This window comes from Novosphingobium sp. B1, assembly GCF_900176395.1.
GTDB lineage: Bacteria > Pseudomonadota > Alphaproteobacteria > Sphingomonadales > Sphingomonadaceae > Novosphingobium.
In genome coordinates, this window is sequence record NZ_FWXL01000003.1 from 214,575 (window position 1) to 229,854 (window position 15,280).

Consider the following 15,280-nt stretch of genomic DNA (forward strand, 5'->3'; position numbering starts at 1 on the left):
TCAGGCCTTCCCCGTTGCCTTGCCGAAGTCTTTCAGGGCCTCGGCAATGATTGCCTCGACCAGATCGGGATAATCCATTCCCAGCGACTTGGCCTGCTCGGGCACGAGGCTGAGCGGCGTCATGCCAGGCTGGGTGTTCACTTCCAGCAGGAACAGCCCCTCGACGCCCTGCTCGTCATCCCAGCGGAAGTCCGAGCGGCTCGTCCCCTTGCAGCCCAGCAGCTGGTGCGCGCGCAGGGCGATCTGCTTGCAGGCTTCGGTGATGTCGTCGGGGATGTCGGCCGGACAGATGTGGTCGGTCATGCCATCGGTATACTTGGCATCGAAATCGTAGAAGCCGGATTTGGGCCGCAGTTCGGTCACCAGCAATGCGCGGTCGCCGATCACGGCGGTTGTCAGCTCGCGGCCACGGATGAAGGGTTCGGCAAGGAGTTCGTCGAACTCCTGCCAGGGACCGCGCGATTCCGCGCTGATCGGATTGCCGTAGTTACCGTCCGCCGTGACGATGGCGACGCCGACCGATGACCCTTCGTTTACGGGCTTGAGCACATAGGGACGCGGCAGCGGGTCTCCCTTGTAGAGCTCTTCGGTGCGCACAATGCGTCCGCCCGGCATAGGAATGCCGTGCGGCACCAGCGCCTGCTTGGTCAGTTCCTTGTCGATCGCGATGACCGATGTGGCGAGGCCCGAGTGGGTATACGTCAGGCCCATGATGTCCATCAGGCCCTGGATCGAACCATCCTCGCCCGGCGTTCCATGCAGCGCGTTGAACACGACATCGGGCTTTGCTTCGGCAAGGCGCAGCGCAACCTCCCGGTCCATGTCGATGCGGGTGACCTTGTGCCCCTTGGACTCAAGCGCCTTGGCCACGCCCTCGCCGGACATGAGCGACACGGGCCGTTCGCTGGACCATCCGCCCATCAGCACCGCAACGTGGAGTTTGGGGAGAGTCACAGTCTGCCAATCCTCTTGATTTCCCATTCGAGCTCGACGCCCGACATGTCTTTCACACGCTTGCGCACTTCCTCGCCCAGAGCCTCGAGCTCGGCGCTGGTCGCCTCGCCGGTGTTGATCAGGAAGTTGGTGTGCTTTTCACTCACCTGGGCGCCGCCAATGGCCAGGCCACGGCATCCGGCCTTGTCGACAAGTTCCCACGCCTTGCCGCCATCGGGGTTCTTGAAGGTGGAACCGCCGGTCTTCGAGCGCAGCGGCTGCGAGGCCTCGCGCGCGGCGCTGATGCGGTCCATCTCGGCCTGGATCGCGTCCGGTTCGCCAGCATGGCCGCGGAAGCGGGCGGCAACGACGATGGAACCGTCGGTCAGGTCAGAGTGGCGGTAGGTGTAGCCGAGCTCGGACAACGGCAGGGTGACGATCTCGCCCGAGCGGATCACCACGTCGCAATCAACGAGCACGTCCTTGACCTCACGGCCATAAGCCCCGCCGTTCATGCGCACGAAACCGCCGACCGTCCCGGGGATGGAACGCAGGAATTCGAGGCCGGCGATGCCGTTGTCGCGCGCGGTCGAGGAGACGAGAATGCCGCTGGCACCGCCGCCGCATTCGAGCGTGACTTCATCCACGTTCTCGACCTTGGCGAAGGGCTTGCCGAGCCGGACGACGACGCCGGGTACGCCGCCATCACGCACGATCAGGTTCGAACCGAGGCCAAGCGCCATGACCGGCACATCGGGCGCGAGCCCTGCGAGGAAATCCTGCAGGTCGGCAACGTCCCTGGGCTCGAACAACCAGTCGGCCGTGCCGCCGGACTTGAACCAGACCAGCGGCGCGAGCGGGGCGTTATGCGTAAGCTTGCCGCGCACCGAAGGCAGCGAAAGCGTGGTCACCCCTGCCCCCTTTCGCGCCCGATCGCATCAGCAAGGCCAGCGGCCCACTTGGTGATGTCGCCCGCGCCGAGGCAGACGACCATGTCACCGGGCTGTGCCGTAGCGGCGAGTTCCTTGGCCAGAGCGTCCGCCCCTGCCGTCAGGTGCGCGCTGCGATGGCCGCGCGCCTTGATGCCTTCGACCATCGCGGCGCTGTCCACGCCCTCGATCGGCTGTTCGCCTGCGGGATAGACCGGCGCGGCATAGACCACATCGGCATCGTTGAACGCGCCCTGGAAATCTTCCATGTGATCGCGAAGACGGGTGAAGCGGTGCGGCTGGACGACGGCGATGACCCGGCCCCCCTGACCTTCTGTGGGCACGCCTTCGCGTGCGGCAGCGAGGACGGCGCGGATTTCGACCGGGTGGTGGCCATAGTCGTCGATGATCGATACGCCATCGACTTCGCCAACCTTGGTGAAGCGGCGCTTGACCCCGCCGAACTTGCCGAAGCCGGTGCGGATCAGGTCCTCGGAAACGCCCATTTCCACTGCGACTGCCACGGCCGCGAGCGCGTTCTGCACGTTGTGGCGGCCCGGCATCGGCAGTTCGATGCCCTCGATGCGGCGGAACGAGCCATCGCGCTGGCGCAGCACGGCGGTAAAGCGATTGCCACCTGGGATCGGCGTAACATTCTCGCCACGCACGTCGGCCTGGGCGGAGAAGCCGTAGGTCACCACGCGGCGGTCACGGACCTTGGGGATGATCGCCTGCACTTCGGGGTGGTCGATGCACAGCATCGCCGCGCCATAGAAGGGCACGTTCTCGATGAACTCGACGAAGGCCGACTTCACCCGTTCGAAGCTGCCGTAGTGATCGAGGTGCTCGGGATCGATGTTGGTGACAACCGCCAGCGTACCATCCAGCCGCAGGAACGAGCCGTCGCTTTCGTCAGCTTCGACAACCATCCATTCGCTGTCACCAAGACGCGCGTTGGAGCCGTAGGAATTGATGATGCCGCCGTTGATCACGGTCGGGTCAATCCCGCCGGCATCGAGCAGGCAGGCGACCATCGAGGTCGTCGTGGTCTTGCCGTGGGTACCGGCGACGGCGACCGTGCTCTTGAGCCGCATGAGTTCGGCAAGCATCTCGGCCCGGCGCACCACGGGAATGCGATTCTCGAGCGCGGCGACGACTTCGGGATTGTTGCGCTTCACGGCGGTCGAGGTGACGACGACCGCCACGCCATCGACGTTCTCGGACTTCTGCCCGATCATCACCTTGATCCCGCGCGAGCGCAGGCCATCGACGACATAGCTCTCCGCCATGTCGGAGCCCTGCACCGAATAGCCCATGTTGTGCATGACTTCGGCAATGCCCGACATGCCGATGCCGCCGATGCCGACGAAGTGGATCGTGCCGATTTCGGTGCCGACGCCCTTCATGCCAGTTGCTCCTGCCCTGCCGGAGCGGCGCTGCGCGTGTCGACGCGGATCACGTCCATGATCGGTTCTCCGCCGAAGCTTTCGACGAGATCGGCAAGATCGCTCACGGCGTTGGGCAGGCCGCAATTCCACGCGGCGTGCGCGGCATTGGCAAGGGTATGCGGGTGCTGGGCCATAGCCTGAATCTGTTTCGCCAGTTCCTTGGGGGTGAATCCGGTCTGCCGGATCGCGCGAGCGCCCCCGGCGGCGACCATTTCGCGCGTGTTGGCAGCCTGATGGTCGTCCGTTGCGATTGGCAGCGGCACGAGAATGGCGGGCCGTCCGACAGCCGTCAGTTCGGCAATGGTCGACGCGCCGGCCCGTCCGATGAACAAGTGTGCGCCGGCAAGGCGAGACTGCATGTCTTCGAAGTAGGTGCCAAGTTCGGCCGGGATTTCGTGTGCGGCATAGCGGGCGCGAACCACTTCAAGGTCTTCGGCGCGGCATTGCTGCGTTACCTGCAGGCGATGACGCAACGCTGGCGGCAACATGGCCAGGCCATCGGGCACGACCTCAGACAGGATAGAAGCGCCTTGACTGCCGCCAGTCACCAGCACGCGGAACAGGCTGTCCTCGGTGAACTCGGGGAACGGCTCGCCGCGCAGGGCCAGCACTTCGGGGCGCACCGGATTGCCGACACGGTGGACCTTGCCCCACAGCTTCGAATCGAGCCGGTCGACCTCGCCATAGGCGGTGGCGATGGCGTTGACCCGGCTGGCAAGGAAGCGGTTCACCCGGCCCAGCACGGCGTTTTGTTCGTGGATAACGGTCGGGATCTTGGCCGCGTTTGCCGCCAGTAGCGCCGGAAGGGCAGGATAGCCGCCAAATCCGATCACGCAGGAAGGCTGGAAGCTTTCGAACAGGCGCAGCGCCATCGAGCGGCCCTGCCAGATTGCACGAAGCCCCTTGAACAGCGCCACCGGATTCTTGGCCAGCCGTCCCGCCGGAAGCACGTGCGCAGGCATGAATTCGGGCTTACCCGGAATCTTCGCGCCACGTTCATCCGTGACGAGCGCGACGTGATGACCGCGCCGGTCGAGTTCCACCGCCAGCGCAAAAGCGGGAATAAGATGTCCTCCCGTGCCGCCTGCAGCGAGCACGTAGTGCCTCGAAACACTGGTCATTTGCGCACCAGATCCGAAACGTCGAACTTCTCGCGCGAGAGGTAGGGGTTGCGCCGCGTGATGGCGAGCAGCAGCCCGACGCCCATGAGCAGCGCGATGGTGGACGATCCGCCGTAGCTGATCAGCGGCAAGGTCATGCCTTTCGAAGGAAACAGTTGCAGGTTCACAAGTATGTTGATGAACGCCTGCCCCACCAGCTGCGCGGTCAGCCCTGCTGCAGCAAGGATGGTGAACAGGTCGTCCTCGTCGAGCAGGCGCATCAGCACGCGCAGCGCAATCGCGCAATAGATCAGCACGATCACGGCGCAGGCGATCAGCCCGAATTCCTCACCGACCACCGAAAAGATGTAGTCTGTATGCGCTTCTGGCAGCGCGTTCTTGCGGCTGCCGAGCCAAAGACCTGTCCCGCTCCACCCCCCGTTTGTCAGCGTGCGCATGGCAAGATCGACCTGGTCGAACTCACTACCGCCCGAGAGGAAGTTGTCGATGCGGTGGGTGGCGTTGGGATAGAGAAAGTACGCTGCGATCACCAGCACCACGAGGCCGCCAAGCGCCCCCATGATCTTGTTCACAGAAAGGCCTGACAGCAACACCAGCACGAACCACACACCGGCAAAGAGCATGGTCGATCCGAAGTCCGGCTGGGCCATCAGCAGCGCCGCGACAAGCCCCATGATCGCAATGGAAATCGGGATCACCGGAATGTTCGGATCGCGCACGCGCCACGAGAGGATCCATGCAAGCGCAATGGCAAAGCCGGGCTTGAGGAATTCGGAAGGCTGCAGGCTAAAGCCGATCCACAGCCAGCGCTTGGCACCCTTCACCTCGCTGCCGACCAGCGGCACGAGGACAAGCGCCATCACCATTGCGGCGGCAAGCAGGATCGCACCCCGGCGCGCCGCCTCCTTGGGCATGACCGATGCAAAGAACATCGCCACCATGCCGACCGCCACCCAGCGCAGGTGGATCCAGAAGAAGTAGAGATCGCCCAATGCCTTCTGGCTCGTCGACAGACGGTGCGCCGACGCCGGCGAGGCCGCAGCAACGGCGACGCAGCCGATCGTGACCAGCGAGAGAATCAGGGTAAGCAGGACGCGGTCAATCTCGCGCCACCAGATCAGCAGTTCACTGCGGCGGCTGCGGCGAAAGCGCGCGCCATGCCCGACAACACGCACCCCGCCATCGGGCGTCGTGGTGGTAACCAGGCGGGTCGGCGTAGGGGCAGTGCTCATGCTCCGGCCTCCGGGGGACAGGGGGCGTTGGCGTCCTCGATCAGGGCGGCGACGATCTGGCGGAAGCTGTCACCACGCGCTTCGAAATCGCGGAACTGGTCGAAGCTTGCGCAGGCCGGCGACAGCATGACGACATCGCCAGGCTGCGCAGCCTGCATGGCCTGGCGCACGGCGTCGCACATCATCTCGCTGCGGGTTACCGGCATCACGGGTTCAAGAATGTCGGCGAACATCGGCCCGGCTTCACCAATCGTGTACGCGGCGACCACGTGATCGAAATAGGGTGTGCACTCGTCGAGATTGTCGCTCTTGGGCAGGCCGCCGAGGATCCAGTGGATGCGCGGATAGGCGCCAAGCGCTGGCGCTGTCGACGCGGCGTTGGTGGCCTTGCTGTCGTTGACGAAAAGCACGCCGTTGGCTTCGGCGACGCGCTCCATGCGGTGCGGCAGGCCTTTAAATGTCTCAAGCCCGAAACGAATTTGATCCGCAGTCAGATCAAGCACGAAGCAGGTCGCGATTGCCGCCTGCGCATTCGCGAGATTGTGAGGACCTTGTAGCGACGGCCAACGGTGTTGCTCGCTGATTGCAATCGCGTTGGGCACACCTTGCCACTGATAGAAGACATCATCGTAAACTTCGAGGAAGCCGCCATTTGCTCGCTCGCCTGCGCGCCGTCCGAACCACCAGTCCTCCGCACGGCATACTGCGCAACTCTTTGCAGACTGCATTTCGAAGAGTCGAGCCTTGCTGGCCGCGTAGGCTTCAAAATTCTCATAACGATCAAGATGATCAGGCGTGATGTTCAGCAGGACAGCCACATCGCAATCGAGGCTGTGTGTGAGATCGATTTGGTAGCTCGATAACTCCAGTACGTACACCCCGCCTGCTGGCAGCGCTTCCTGTCCAAGTATTGGCAAGCCGATGTTGCCGCCCATGGTTGTCGGGATGCCAGCGGTCTTGAGGATGTGATGGATGAGCGCTGTCGTCGTCGACTTGCCGTTCGTGCCGGTGATGCCGACCACGCGGTGCGGCGGCAGATCGCCGCGCGCCTGAGCGAAAAGCTCGATGTCGCCGATTACCGGTACGCCGAACGAAGCGGCATGGGCAGCGATGGGGTGGCGATTCAGCGGAACCCCGGGGCTGACGACGATGCCGGCAAAGCCGGTCAGGTCCAGCGCCAGCGGATCGGCAATCTGGCAGCGCCCTTCATAGGCCGCGCGCGGTTCCTCGCGGCTGTCCCACACGGTGACCTCGGCCCCGCCTGCCAGCAGCGCCTCGACGCTCGCCTGACCCGAACGGGCAAGGCCGAGAACCGCAAACCGCTTGTCCGCAAAGGCGGGCGAGACGATCATCGCACCTTCAGCGTTGCGAGGCCGATCAGCGCCAGCACGATCGACACGATCCAGAAGCGGATCACGACGGTCGATTCCTTCCAGCCGAGCTGTTCGAAGTGGTGGTGGATCGGCGCCATCCGGAACACACGCTTGCCGGTGCGCTTGTACACAGCAACCTGCACGATCACCGACACCGCCTCCATCACGAACAGGCCGCCGACGATGGCGAGCACGATTTCATGGTGGGAGGCGACCGCGATCACGCCCAGTGCCCCGCCCAGCGCAAGGCTGCCGGTATCGCCCATGAACACGGCGGCGGGTGGCGCGTTGAACCACAGGAAAGCAAGCCCTGCCCCCATCATCGCGGCGCAGAAGATCGCGAGTTCGCCCGCGCCCTTCACATGCGGGATGCCAAGGTAGGTCGAATAGTCGACACGGCCAGCGAGGTAGGCGATGATCGCGAACGTGCCTGCAGCGATGATCACCGGCATCGTCGCCAGACCATCGAGACCGTCGGTCAGGTTAACGGCGTTGCCTGCACCCACGACCACGAAGATCGCAAACAGGTAGTAGAGCGGCCCGAGAGGCACATAGAGGTTGCTGAACAGCGGCACGTAAAGGTTGGTTTCGCCAACCGCCAGCCACGCCGCGATGCCCGCCACGACAAATTCACCGGCAAGCCGCACCTTGGCCGGCACGCCCTTGTGTGCATACTTGGTGACCTTGTCGTAATCGTCGAGGAAACCGATCAGGCCAAAGCCGAGGGTGACGACGACGCACGCCCATACAAGGCGGCTTGTCACGTCCATCCACAGCAGCAGCGATAGCGTGAGCGAGGTGACGATCATCAGGCCGCCCATCGTCGGCGTGCCGCGCTTGGCAAGATGCGACTGCGGACCGTCCTCGCGGATCGGCTGGCCCTTGCCCTGGCGCACGCGCAGCATGTTGATGAAGCGCGGGCCGATGATCAGGCCGATCACCAGCGCCGTCAGCAGTGTCGCGCCGGCACGGAACGTCTGATAGCGGATGAGGTTGCTGAACCCCTCGAAATGCAGCCATTCGGCCAGCTGGTAGAGCATTCATCGTTCCCTGGAGGCAAGCGAGCGCACGAGCGCGCCCAGTCCCACCGAATTCGACCCCTTCACGAGGATGGCATCACCCCCGCGCACTCCGCTGGCCGCGAGACATTCCGCCGCTTCGGCCGCTGTCTGCACATGCGTCACATCGATTGTACCGGCAAGCGAAGAAGCGCCGCTTTTCCCCAGCGCGTCGGCCAATGCGCCCATTTCGGCCCCGACGAGGATCAGACGGTCGACCTTGCCTTCGGACACGGGGCCGGCAAGCTCGGCATGGTAGCGCGCTTCCTCTGCGCCAAGCTCCTTCATCGCGCCCAGAACGGCGACGCGGCGCGCGGCAGGGGTTGCACCCAATTGCCGCAGGGTGACCGCCATCGAAGCGGGATTGGCGTTGTAACTTTCGTCGATCAGCAAGGCCCTGTCCGAACCATCGCCGCCGCTGGCAGCAATCTCGTGCCGCGCGCCGCGTCCGGCCAGACCCTCCATCTCGGCAAGTGCGAGACCTGCCGCGCCAAGATCGCCGCCGATCGCCTCGACTGCCGCCATGATTGCCAGTGAATTGGCCACCCAGTGCTCGCCCGGCTGCGAGATCGTGTAGCAGACCTTGCGTCCGCCGAGATCTGCCGTCACCAGCGTACCACCGCCCACGGCTGGCACGGCATCGATCAGCCGGGCATCCGCGTCGGCATGGCGGCCGAAGCTGACGACGCGCTCGGCATGCTGCACGGCCTTGGCCCGCAGCCGTTCGAAATGGCGGTTGTCGGCCGGGATGATCGCGACGCCACCGGATTCCAGCCCTTCGAAGATCTCGGCCTTCGCATCGGCAATCGCCTCTTCACCGGCAAAGTGGCCAATGTGGGCCGGCGCGATGGTGGTGACGATGGCAACATGCGGGCGGACCAGCCTCGTCAGCGCCGACAGTTCGCCGGCGTGGTTCATGCCCATCTCGAACACGCCGAAGCTGGTGCGCGCCGGCATCCGGGCGAGGCTCAGCGGCACGCCGACGTGGTTGTTATAGCTCTTGACCGACCGGTGCGCGCGGCCACGGCTGGCACGATCAAGCGCAGCATAGAGCGCTTCCTTGACCCCGGTCTTGCCGGCAGACCCCGTGACACCGATGATCCCGGCATCGACGCGGGCGCGCGCCGCGCGGCCAAGATCCTCGAGCGCGGACATGGTGTTGCCGACAAGCACGTGCGGGCCAAAAGTCGCATGCTCAACCACCGTGCCCGCCGCGCCGCGCCCGTAGGAGCCTTCGAGATAGCGGTGACCGTCCGACGCTTCGCCCTTCAAGGCAAAAAACAGGTCGCCTTCCACCACCTCGCGACTATCGATCTCGACGCCCGAGACGGCAAATGACGTGCTGGCCCGGCCACCGGTCGCGCGGGCGATTTCGTCGCTCGTCCATAGCGCAAGACCCGCCTCGTCGGACGGGTCCTCTGGCCACTCGATAAGGGCGGGGTGGGCGGTCATGTGGTGCACTCCCTTGCGACCTGCACGTCGTCGAATGGCAGGATGCGCATGGCATCGCCCCTGCCCACGATCTGTCCCTGTTCGTGCCCCTTACCTGCAACAAGAACGATGTCTTCGCGGCCCGCCTCGGCAATCGCCGCAGCGATGGCTGCGCGCCGATCGCCGATTTCGCGCGCCTTGCTGTCGCAACCGGCCATGACGGCGGCGCGGATTTCGGCGGGCTCTTCCCCGCGCGGGTTATCGTCAGTCACGATGACGAGATCCGACCCGGCGCAGGCAGCGCGGCCCATTTCCGGTCGCTTGCCACCGTCCCGATCGCCACCGGCCCCGAAAACGGTGATCAGCCGCCCCTTGGTGTGCGGACGCAGGGCAGAGATGGCGGCTTCGATCGCATCGGGCGTGTGGGCATAATCGACATAGACCGGCGCTCCGGCCCGATTGATCGCCGCACGCTCAAGCCGTCCACGCACCGGCTGCAAGCGCCCCAGCGCATCAAAAACCTTGTCGGCTTGCGTACCGGAAGCCAGCGCCAACCCTGCCGAAACCAGCGCGTTCGCAGCCTGATAGGCCCCGATCAGCGGAAGGTTGATGTTGCGGACCTTGCCTTCGAACTCGATCTCGAGCGTCTGACCCAATTGCGTGGGGGTACGGGCGAGCAGGCGGATCGCCGTCCCCCGCTCGCCCACCGAGAGCAGCCGCAACCCCCTTGCGCGGACATGCTCCACTGCCCGCTCCGACCATTCGTCGTCCATCCAGACGACTGCCGTGCCGCCCTCTTCCACGACGTGATCGAACAGGCGCATCTTTGCCGCAAAATAATCGTCCATCGTCGCATGATAATCGAGATGATCGCGGCTGAGGTTGGTGAAGGCACCGGCGACGACGCGCAGGCCCTCGTTGCGAAATTGGGAAAGCCCGTGGCTCGATGCCTCATAGGCGACGTGGGTCACGCCCTCGCGGGCAAGGCCGGTCATGTTCGAAAGGAAGGTGACGATATCGGGCGTGGTGAGTCCGGTCGAAACGCTTTCGTCTGCCGTGGTCACGCCCAGCGTGCCGATGGAGGCGGCGGAATGGCCTGCCATCCGCCAGATCTGGCGGGTCATCTCGACGGTCGAGGTCTTGCCGTTAGTGCCGGTGACGGCAACGACGGTTTCGGGCACAGGCTGGAAAAAGCGCGATGCCAAGGCTGCGAACGCCTGGCGCGGTTCATCCATGGCGACGTGGACGGCACCCTCGACCACCGCTTCGGGGCGGGCGACCACGGCCACGGCTCCAGCCTTCACCGCATCGGCTATGAAATCCTCGCCGTTGAAGCGCGTGCCGGGAAAGGCGCCGAACACCGTTCCGGGCGCGACCTTGCGATGATCGATGGCAAAACCGGTAACATTCGCTTCGGCATTGCTGACCGGGAAGCCCGCCGCTTCAAGAATTGCGCCGAGCTTCATTCACCGTCTCCGTTGCCGACCAGCGGGGAAAGGTCGGAAATGTCGATGTCGCGGGTATCGTCAGGCACGACGCCGAGGAACGGCCCGATGCGCGGCACGACGCGGCCAACGATCGGCGCGGCGTTAAACGCTGCGGTGCGCTGGTACGAAGAGGCTGCAGTTCCCTTGGGCTCGTCAAGCATGGCAATCACGACGTAGCGCGGCTTGTCCATCGGGAACGCGGCGGCGAACGTGGCGACCAGCGAAGTGCGATTGTAACCACCGCGACCGCCCGGCTTTTCGGCCGACCCGGTCTTGCCGCCGACGCGGAAGCCTTGGGCATTTGCGGTCTTGCCGGTTCCATCGACCACGATCATGCGCAGCAACTGGCGCATGCGCGCGCTGGTAGAGGCCTTGTAAACGCGGCGACCTTCCGGGATCTGCGAAGGGTCACGCTTGAACAGCGTTGCCGGGCGCCAAATGCCGCCATTGACCATCGCGGCATAGGCCGCCGCAAGGTGAAGCGGAGTCACGGCGATGCCATGGCCATAGCTGACGGTCATCGTAGTGATGCGCGCCCAATCGCCGTTCTTGTTCGTGCCGCGCGGCCAGAGCGGGAAGCCGCGTGCGGGCAACTCCACAAACGGGCGCTCATTCATGCCGAGCGCGGCCATGGTCTTCTTCAGCGCCGGCCCGCCAAGCTTGTCGGCCACCTGCGCCGTGACAATGTTCGACGAATGGATCAGCGCCTCGGGCACGTTCAGCGATGCGCCGAAGCTGTGGCTGTCGCGGATATGGAAGCCGCCGATCGCGAGCGGGCGGTTCGAGGGATAGCGGACGGACAGGTCGGTGACCACGCCGGCATCGATCGCCGCGGCGACGGAGAGCGGCTTGAAGGTGGAGCCGAGTTCGTAGACCTGGTTGGTGACCTTGTTGAACACGAGGTTGTTCAAGGCCATGTCCGACCGGTTCGGATTGAACGAGGGCAGCGACGCCAACGCCACGATTTCCCCGGTATCAACATCGAGCACGATGCCGGCTGCGCCCTTGGCTTCGGTCTCCAGCATCCCGCGGCCAAGTTCGTCTTCAAGCGCCCCTTGCGCGCGCATGTCGATGGCCAGAGCCACCGGACGCCCGCGTTGCGCCGGGTCGAGCAGCTGCTTCTCCAGCACCTGCTCCATGCCGACATGGCCGTGGCCTTCGCTATCGACATAACCGAGCACGTGCGCGCCCAGCGAACCTTGCGGGTAATAGCGCTGATTCTCGCGCGGGAATTCGAGCGCCGGTTCACCCAGCGCGAAGATGCGGTTGGCCTCTTCGGGCATGACACGACGGCGCAGGTAGCTCGGCTTGTCCGACTTCAGGCGCTTGAGCAGGTCGGAATAGTCGGCGTCCGGGAAGATCGCCAGCAATGCGCGGGCCACTTCCTCGGGCGACTTGACCAGCGGCGAACCCTTCTCGCCCAGGGCCTTGGGGTTGTACCACAGCGCATACGCAGGAAATGCGCGTGCGAGCGGCACGCCGTTGCGGTCGGTGATCTCGCCGCGTGGCGGCAGCAGCGCATCGGCGAGCGAGCGCCGCTCGGGCGCATCCTCGAAGAAGCCGAGATGGGCAATGCGGATCAGGGCCGCCGCACCGATGAACATGAACAGGAGCGCGACGACGAGCACGCGCACCTTGGCTTCGACCAGCGAACGCTGGCGGATGTTGGCCAGCTTGACGCGGCCGGAGGCGATGGCGGCGGAGGCAGTGAGCGCGTTCACCGGGCTGCCTTAGCCTCCTTGCCCTTTGTCGTGCGAGAGGGCGCGGCCTCCTTTGCCTTCTTCGCAGAGGACTTATCCGCAACTGCAGTGACCTTTGGCTTGGTCTTGCCGGCATCAGCCTTGGCACTGGTGCCCTTTGCCGCAGACTTGGCCACCTTTTCGGCCTTGCGCGGCTTTGCTTCTTCCTTTTCCGAAGCGGTTTCCTTGCGGACCGGACCTTTGGGCCGCACGTCGACGACCTTGCCGAGACGATCCTGCAAGGTTTCGACAGCCTCGTCATGGTCGACGCGGGCAACGGCCTTCTGCAGCTTCGGCTTGGCGGCAGCGGCGCTGGCAGTGCCTTCGCCCGCACCGTCATCCGCGCTGAGCGCCTTGCCCGACAGCGGCGAAACCATCGCGGGGAACGCAGCCGAGGCAATGATGCTGTCATCGACACTGGCCACGCGGATCGGCGCCGGAGCATCTATGGCGGCAGGAACGCTGAGCGAGGCCAGCTGGCGTTCGCCCTCGAGGTACTGGCTGGCCGACGGCGCGGCGTAACCGAACTCGACGTCATTCCAGGCTTTCAGCTGCTGCTGGTTGGAGCGCGTCTCGAATTCGGTTTCGAGGTACATCTTTTCCTGCTTCAGCGCGACGATCCGCGCTTCGGCATGGTGGATCTGGCTGCGCAGCGCGTTGACGCGGAAGGCGAGCACGAGCACCAGCGCCAGGCACAGGCCCAGCAGCACGAGCCAGCCAACGGAACGCAGGCGGTTGGCCGAAGCGATCATGCTGCAGCCCTCCCCGCATTGTTTCGCGCCGGCGCCCCGGTCCGCACTGCCCAGCGCAGGGTGGCCGAACGCGCACGCGGGTTGCGCTCTTCCTCTTCGGCACTGGGCCGGATGGCGGAAGAAGGTTTCTCGAAAGTGGCGACAGGTTTGGCCAAGGTCTGCGGCAGGTGGCGCGACCCGGCCGGCAGGGCGCCTGCAGCTTCGCGCAGGTACTGCTTGACGATGCGATCTTCGAGGCTGTGGAAGCTGACCACGACGATGCGGCCGCCGGGCACAAGCACCTTCTCTGCGGCGGCGAGGCCTTCCATCAGTTCATCGAGTTCGCCGTTCACGTGAATGCGTACAGCCTGGAAGCTGCGGGTGGCAGGATCCTTCTGCGCCTTGGGTCCCTTGATGTCGGGACGGTAGCCGAGCGCCTTGCGCACGACGCTGGCGAACTGGCCGGTCGTGGTCAGCGGGCGGGCGGCAACGACGGCGCGGGCAATCCGGCGCGATTGGCGCTCCTCGCCATAGCGATAGAGAACGTCCGCTATTTCCCCCTCGTCCGCTTCATTCAGGAAATCCGCCGCACTTGGACCGTCCTGTGACATCCGCATGTCTAATGGACCGTCCGATGAAAAGGCAAACCCGCGGCCCGGCTGATCAAGCTGCATCGAGCTTACTCCGATGTCGAAAACGACGCCCTGAACACCAGCAATTCCGGCCTCCGCAAGTCCTTCGGCGAGTTCGGAAAAACGACGCGGATGGAGAACCAGGCGCGGATCTTTTCCACAGGTTTCTCCCCAGAGCCTTCCCGCCGCGATCGCATCGGGATCGCGATCGAAGGCGTGGACGGTTGCACCCGATTCCAGGATGCGGCGGGTATAGCCGCCGGCCCCGAAAGTCGCATCGACGATCAGGTCGCCCGGCTTGGCCGCCAGGGCCTCGACGACCTCTTCGAGCAGCACGGGAATGTGCGGGGCCCTTGGCGCTACAGCGGTCACTTGCGCTTCCCCTTTGCGGCTTCTGCCATCTTGGCACGGCACCCGGCCTGCGCACTTGCCCATGCCGGGCCCTGTTCGAACAGGATGCGCGGGTTCCAGATGGTGATCTGCCGACCGCCGCCGTGGAAGTAGAGCCCGTCTTCGACCTGGCCAAGTTCGGAAAGATATTCGGGCAGGACGAAGCGCCCGCTTTCATCGAAGCTGGCGCGGGTGAAGCCATAGACCTGCGCCTCGGCCACGTCGCGGTCGAAGTCGAGCCCGAGACGCAGCTTCTTCTCTTCCTCGCGGTCGATCTCTGCGGCGAATTCGTCGAGGCGGGACAGGCCGAATCCGGTCAGGCAAGGCAGGCGGGGATGCTTGTCGAGGCAAAGAATGCGCTGGCTGGCGGAAGATGCGAAGATGTCGGTGCGGAAGTCGGCAGGCAGGACGAAGCGGCCCTTTTCGCCACGCGGCGAAAAGCCCTGCCCCACCAAATTTACCGGCCCTCCCGCCACGCTGGACACCCCGCTCGCGGACGAAAGCTCCCTCGCTCGACAACACGCCTTCGCGCGTCGCCGACTCATCCCCCGCGGATGCGACTGGAGTTCGTCCCGATAGGAACTTTTGTAACGCGGGATGAGGCGGGCGAAAAGGGGAAAATGCGGGAAATCGCGGACTAGTTATGAATCCGTAGCATTTTCTGGACCTCTTACCGCTGCGCTAACCATAGTCCGCCCTAAAAATGGGCACGAATTGCTTGCCCAAGCTGCGATGTTCTTTGGTTCTTGGGAAGTTGCCCGCGAATTCCCGCGAAC

General features: G+C 64.7%; 13 protein-coding genes. All 13 read right to left on the bottom strand.

Annotation, left to right across the window (positions count from 1 at the left end):
- From B9A23_RS06880 to B9A23_RS06940, 13 genes are read right to left on the bottom strand one after another with little or no spacing between them, the layout of a single operon-like run.
- Positions 1-954, bottom strand: a complete 954-nt coding sequence (locus B9A23_RS06880) for a D-alanine--D-alanine ligase (RefSeq protein WP_084278124.1) — start codon at positions 952-954, stop codon at positions 1-3.
- A complete protein-coding gene (murB, locus tag B9A23_RS06885; RefSeq protein ID WP_176217907.1) occupies positions 951-1,844 on the bottom strand; it encodes a UDP-N-acetylmuramate dehydrogenase in 894 nt (297 codons plus the stop codon). Before murB ends, B9A23_RS06880 begins: the two co-directional genes overlap by 4 nt.
- A complete protein-coding gene (gene murC, locus B9A23_RS06890; protein ID WP_084278125.1) occupies positions 1,841-3,268 on the bottom strand; it encodes a UDP-N-acetylmuramate--L-alanine ligase in 1,428 nt (475 codons plus the stop codon). The genes murB and murC overlap by 4 nt, the downstream gene beginning before the upstream one ends.
- Positions 3,265-4,431 carry an undecaprenyldiphospho-muramoylpentapeptide beta-N-acetylglucosaminyltransferase gene (murG, locus tag B9A23_RS06895; RefSeq protein WP_084278126.1) on the bottom strand — a complete coding sequence of 389 codons (1,167 nt, stop codon included), beginning with the start codon at positions 4,429-4,431 and terminating at the stop codon, positions 3,265-3,267. Before murG ends, murC begins: the two co-directional genes overlap by 4 nt.
- Positions 4,428-5,663 (bottom strand): FtsW/RodA/SpoVE family cell cycle protein, encoded by a 1,236-nt coding sequence (locus tag B9A23_RS06900; RefSeq protein ID WP_176217908.1) that lies wholly within the window; start codon positions 5,661-5,663, stop codon positions 4,428-4,430. The genes murG and B9A23_RS06900 overlap by 4 nt, the downstream gene beginning before the upstream one ends.
- Positions 5,660-7,015 carry a UDP-N-acetylmuramoyl-L-alanine--D-glutamate ligase gene (gene murD / locus B9A23_RS06905; RefSeq protein WP_084278127.1) on the bottom strand — a complete coding sequence of 452 codons (1,356 nt, stop codon included), beginning with the start codon at positions 7,013-7,015 and terminating at the stop codon, positions 5,660-5,662. The genes B9A23_RS06900 and murD overlap by 4 nt, the downstream gene beginning before the upstream one ends.
- Positions 7,012-8,076, bottom strand: coding sequence for a phospho-N-acetylmuramoyl-pentapeptide-transferase (gene mraY / locus B9A23_RS06910; protein WP_084278128.1), 1,065 nt, complete (start codon positions 8,074-8,076; stop codon positions 7,012-7,014). The genes murD and mraY overlap by 4 nt, the downstream gene beginning before the upstream one ends.
- Positions 8,077-9,546: a UDP-N-acetylmuramoyl-tripeptide--D-alanyl-D-alanine ligase gene (gene murF / locus B9A23_RS06915; RefSeq protein WP_084278129.1), complete on the bottom strand. Its 1,470-nt coding sequence runs from the start codon at positions 9,544-9,546 to the stop codon at positions 8,077-8,079.
- Entirely contained in the window at positions 9,543-10,991 is a 1,449-nt protein-coding gene (locus tag B9A23_RS06920; protein ID WP_084278130.1) for a UDP-N-acetylmuramoyl-L-alanyl-D-glutamate--2,6-diaminopimelate ligase, read from the bottom strand. The genes murF and B9A23_RS06920 overlap by 4 nt, the downstream gene beginning before the upstream one ends.
- Positions 10,988-12,733, bottom strand: a complete 1,746-nt coding sequence (locus B9A23_RS06925) for a peptidoglycan D,D-transpeptidase FtsI family protein (protein ID WP_084278131.1) — start codon at positions 12,731-12,733, stop codon at positions 10,988-10,990. The genes B9A23_RS06920 and B9A23_RS06925 overlap by 4 nt, the downstream gene beginning before the upstream one ends.
- Positions 12,730-13,503 carry a hypothetical protein gene (locus tag B9A23_RS06930; protein WP_139797370.1) on the bottom strand — a complete coding sequence of 258 codons (774 nt, stop codon included), beginning with the start codon at positions 13,501-13,503 and terminating at the stop codon, positions 12,730-12,732. The genes B9A23_RS06925 and B9A23_RS06930 overlap by 4 nt, the downstream gene beginning before the upstream one ends.
- Complete coding sequence (rsmH, locus tag B9A23_RS06935; protein ID WP_254895031.1) at positions 13,500-14,486, bottom strand: 16S rRNA (cytosine(1402)-N(4))-methyltransferase RsmH; 987 nt, start codon at positions 14,484-14,486, stop codon at positions 13,500-13,502. The genes B9A23_RS06930 and rsmH overlap by 4 nt, the downstream gene beginning before the upstream one ends.
- Complete coding sequence (locus B9A23_RS06940; RefSeq protein ID WP_254895032.1) at positions 14,483-14,956, bottom strand: division/cell wall cluster transcriptional repressor MraZ; 474 nt, start codon at positions 14,954-14,956, stop codon at positions 14,483-14,485. The genes rsmH and B9A23_RS06940 overlap by 4 nt, the downstream gene beginning before the upstream one ends.
- Between the last annotated feature and the right edge of the window lie 324 nt (positions 14,957-15,280).

Excerpts from the sequence above, each read along its gene's own strand:
- B9A23_RS06900 (WP_176217908.1), bottom strand. The coding sequence starts at position 5,663 with ATGAGCACTGCCCCTACGCCGACCCGCCTGGTTACCACCACGACGCCC.
- B9A23_RS06920 (WP_084278130.1), bottom strand. The coding sequence starts at position 10,991 with ATGAAGCTCGGCGCAATTCTTGAAGCGGCGGGCTTCCCGGTCAGCAAT.
- murG (WP_084278126.1), bottom strand. The coding sequence starts at position 4,431 with ATGACCAGTGTTTCGAGGCACTACGTGCTCGCTGCAGGCGGCACGGGA.
- mraY (WP_084278128.1), bottom strand. The coding sequence starts at position 8,076 with ATGCTCTACCAGCTGGCCGAATGGCTGCATTTCGAGGGGTTCAGCAAC.
- murC (WP_084278125.1), bottom strand. The coding sequence starts at position 3,268 with ATGAAGGGCGTCGGCACCGAAATCGGCACGATCCACTTCGTCGGCATC.
- murF (WP_084278129.1), bottom strand. The coding sequence starts at position 9,546 with ATGACCGCCCACCCCGCCCTTATCGAGTGGCCAGAGGACCCGTCCGAC.
- B9A23_RS06930 (WP_139797370.1), bottom strand. The coding sequence starts at position 13,503 with ATGATCGCTTCGGCCAACCGCCTGCGTTCCGTTGGCTGGCTCGTGCTG.
- murD (WP_084278127.1), bottom strand. The coding sequence starts at position 7,015 with ATGATCGTCTCGCCCGCCTTTGCGGACAAGCGGTTTGCGGTTCTCGGC.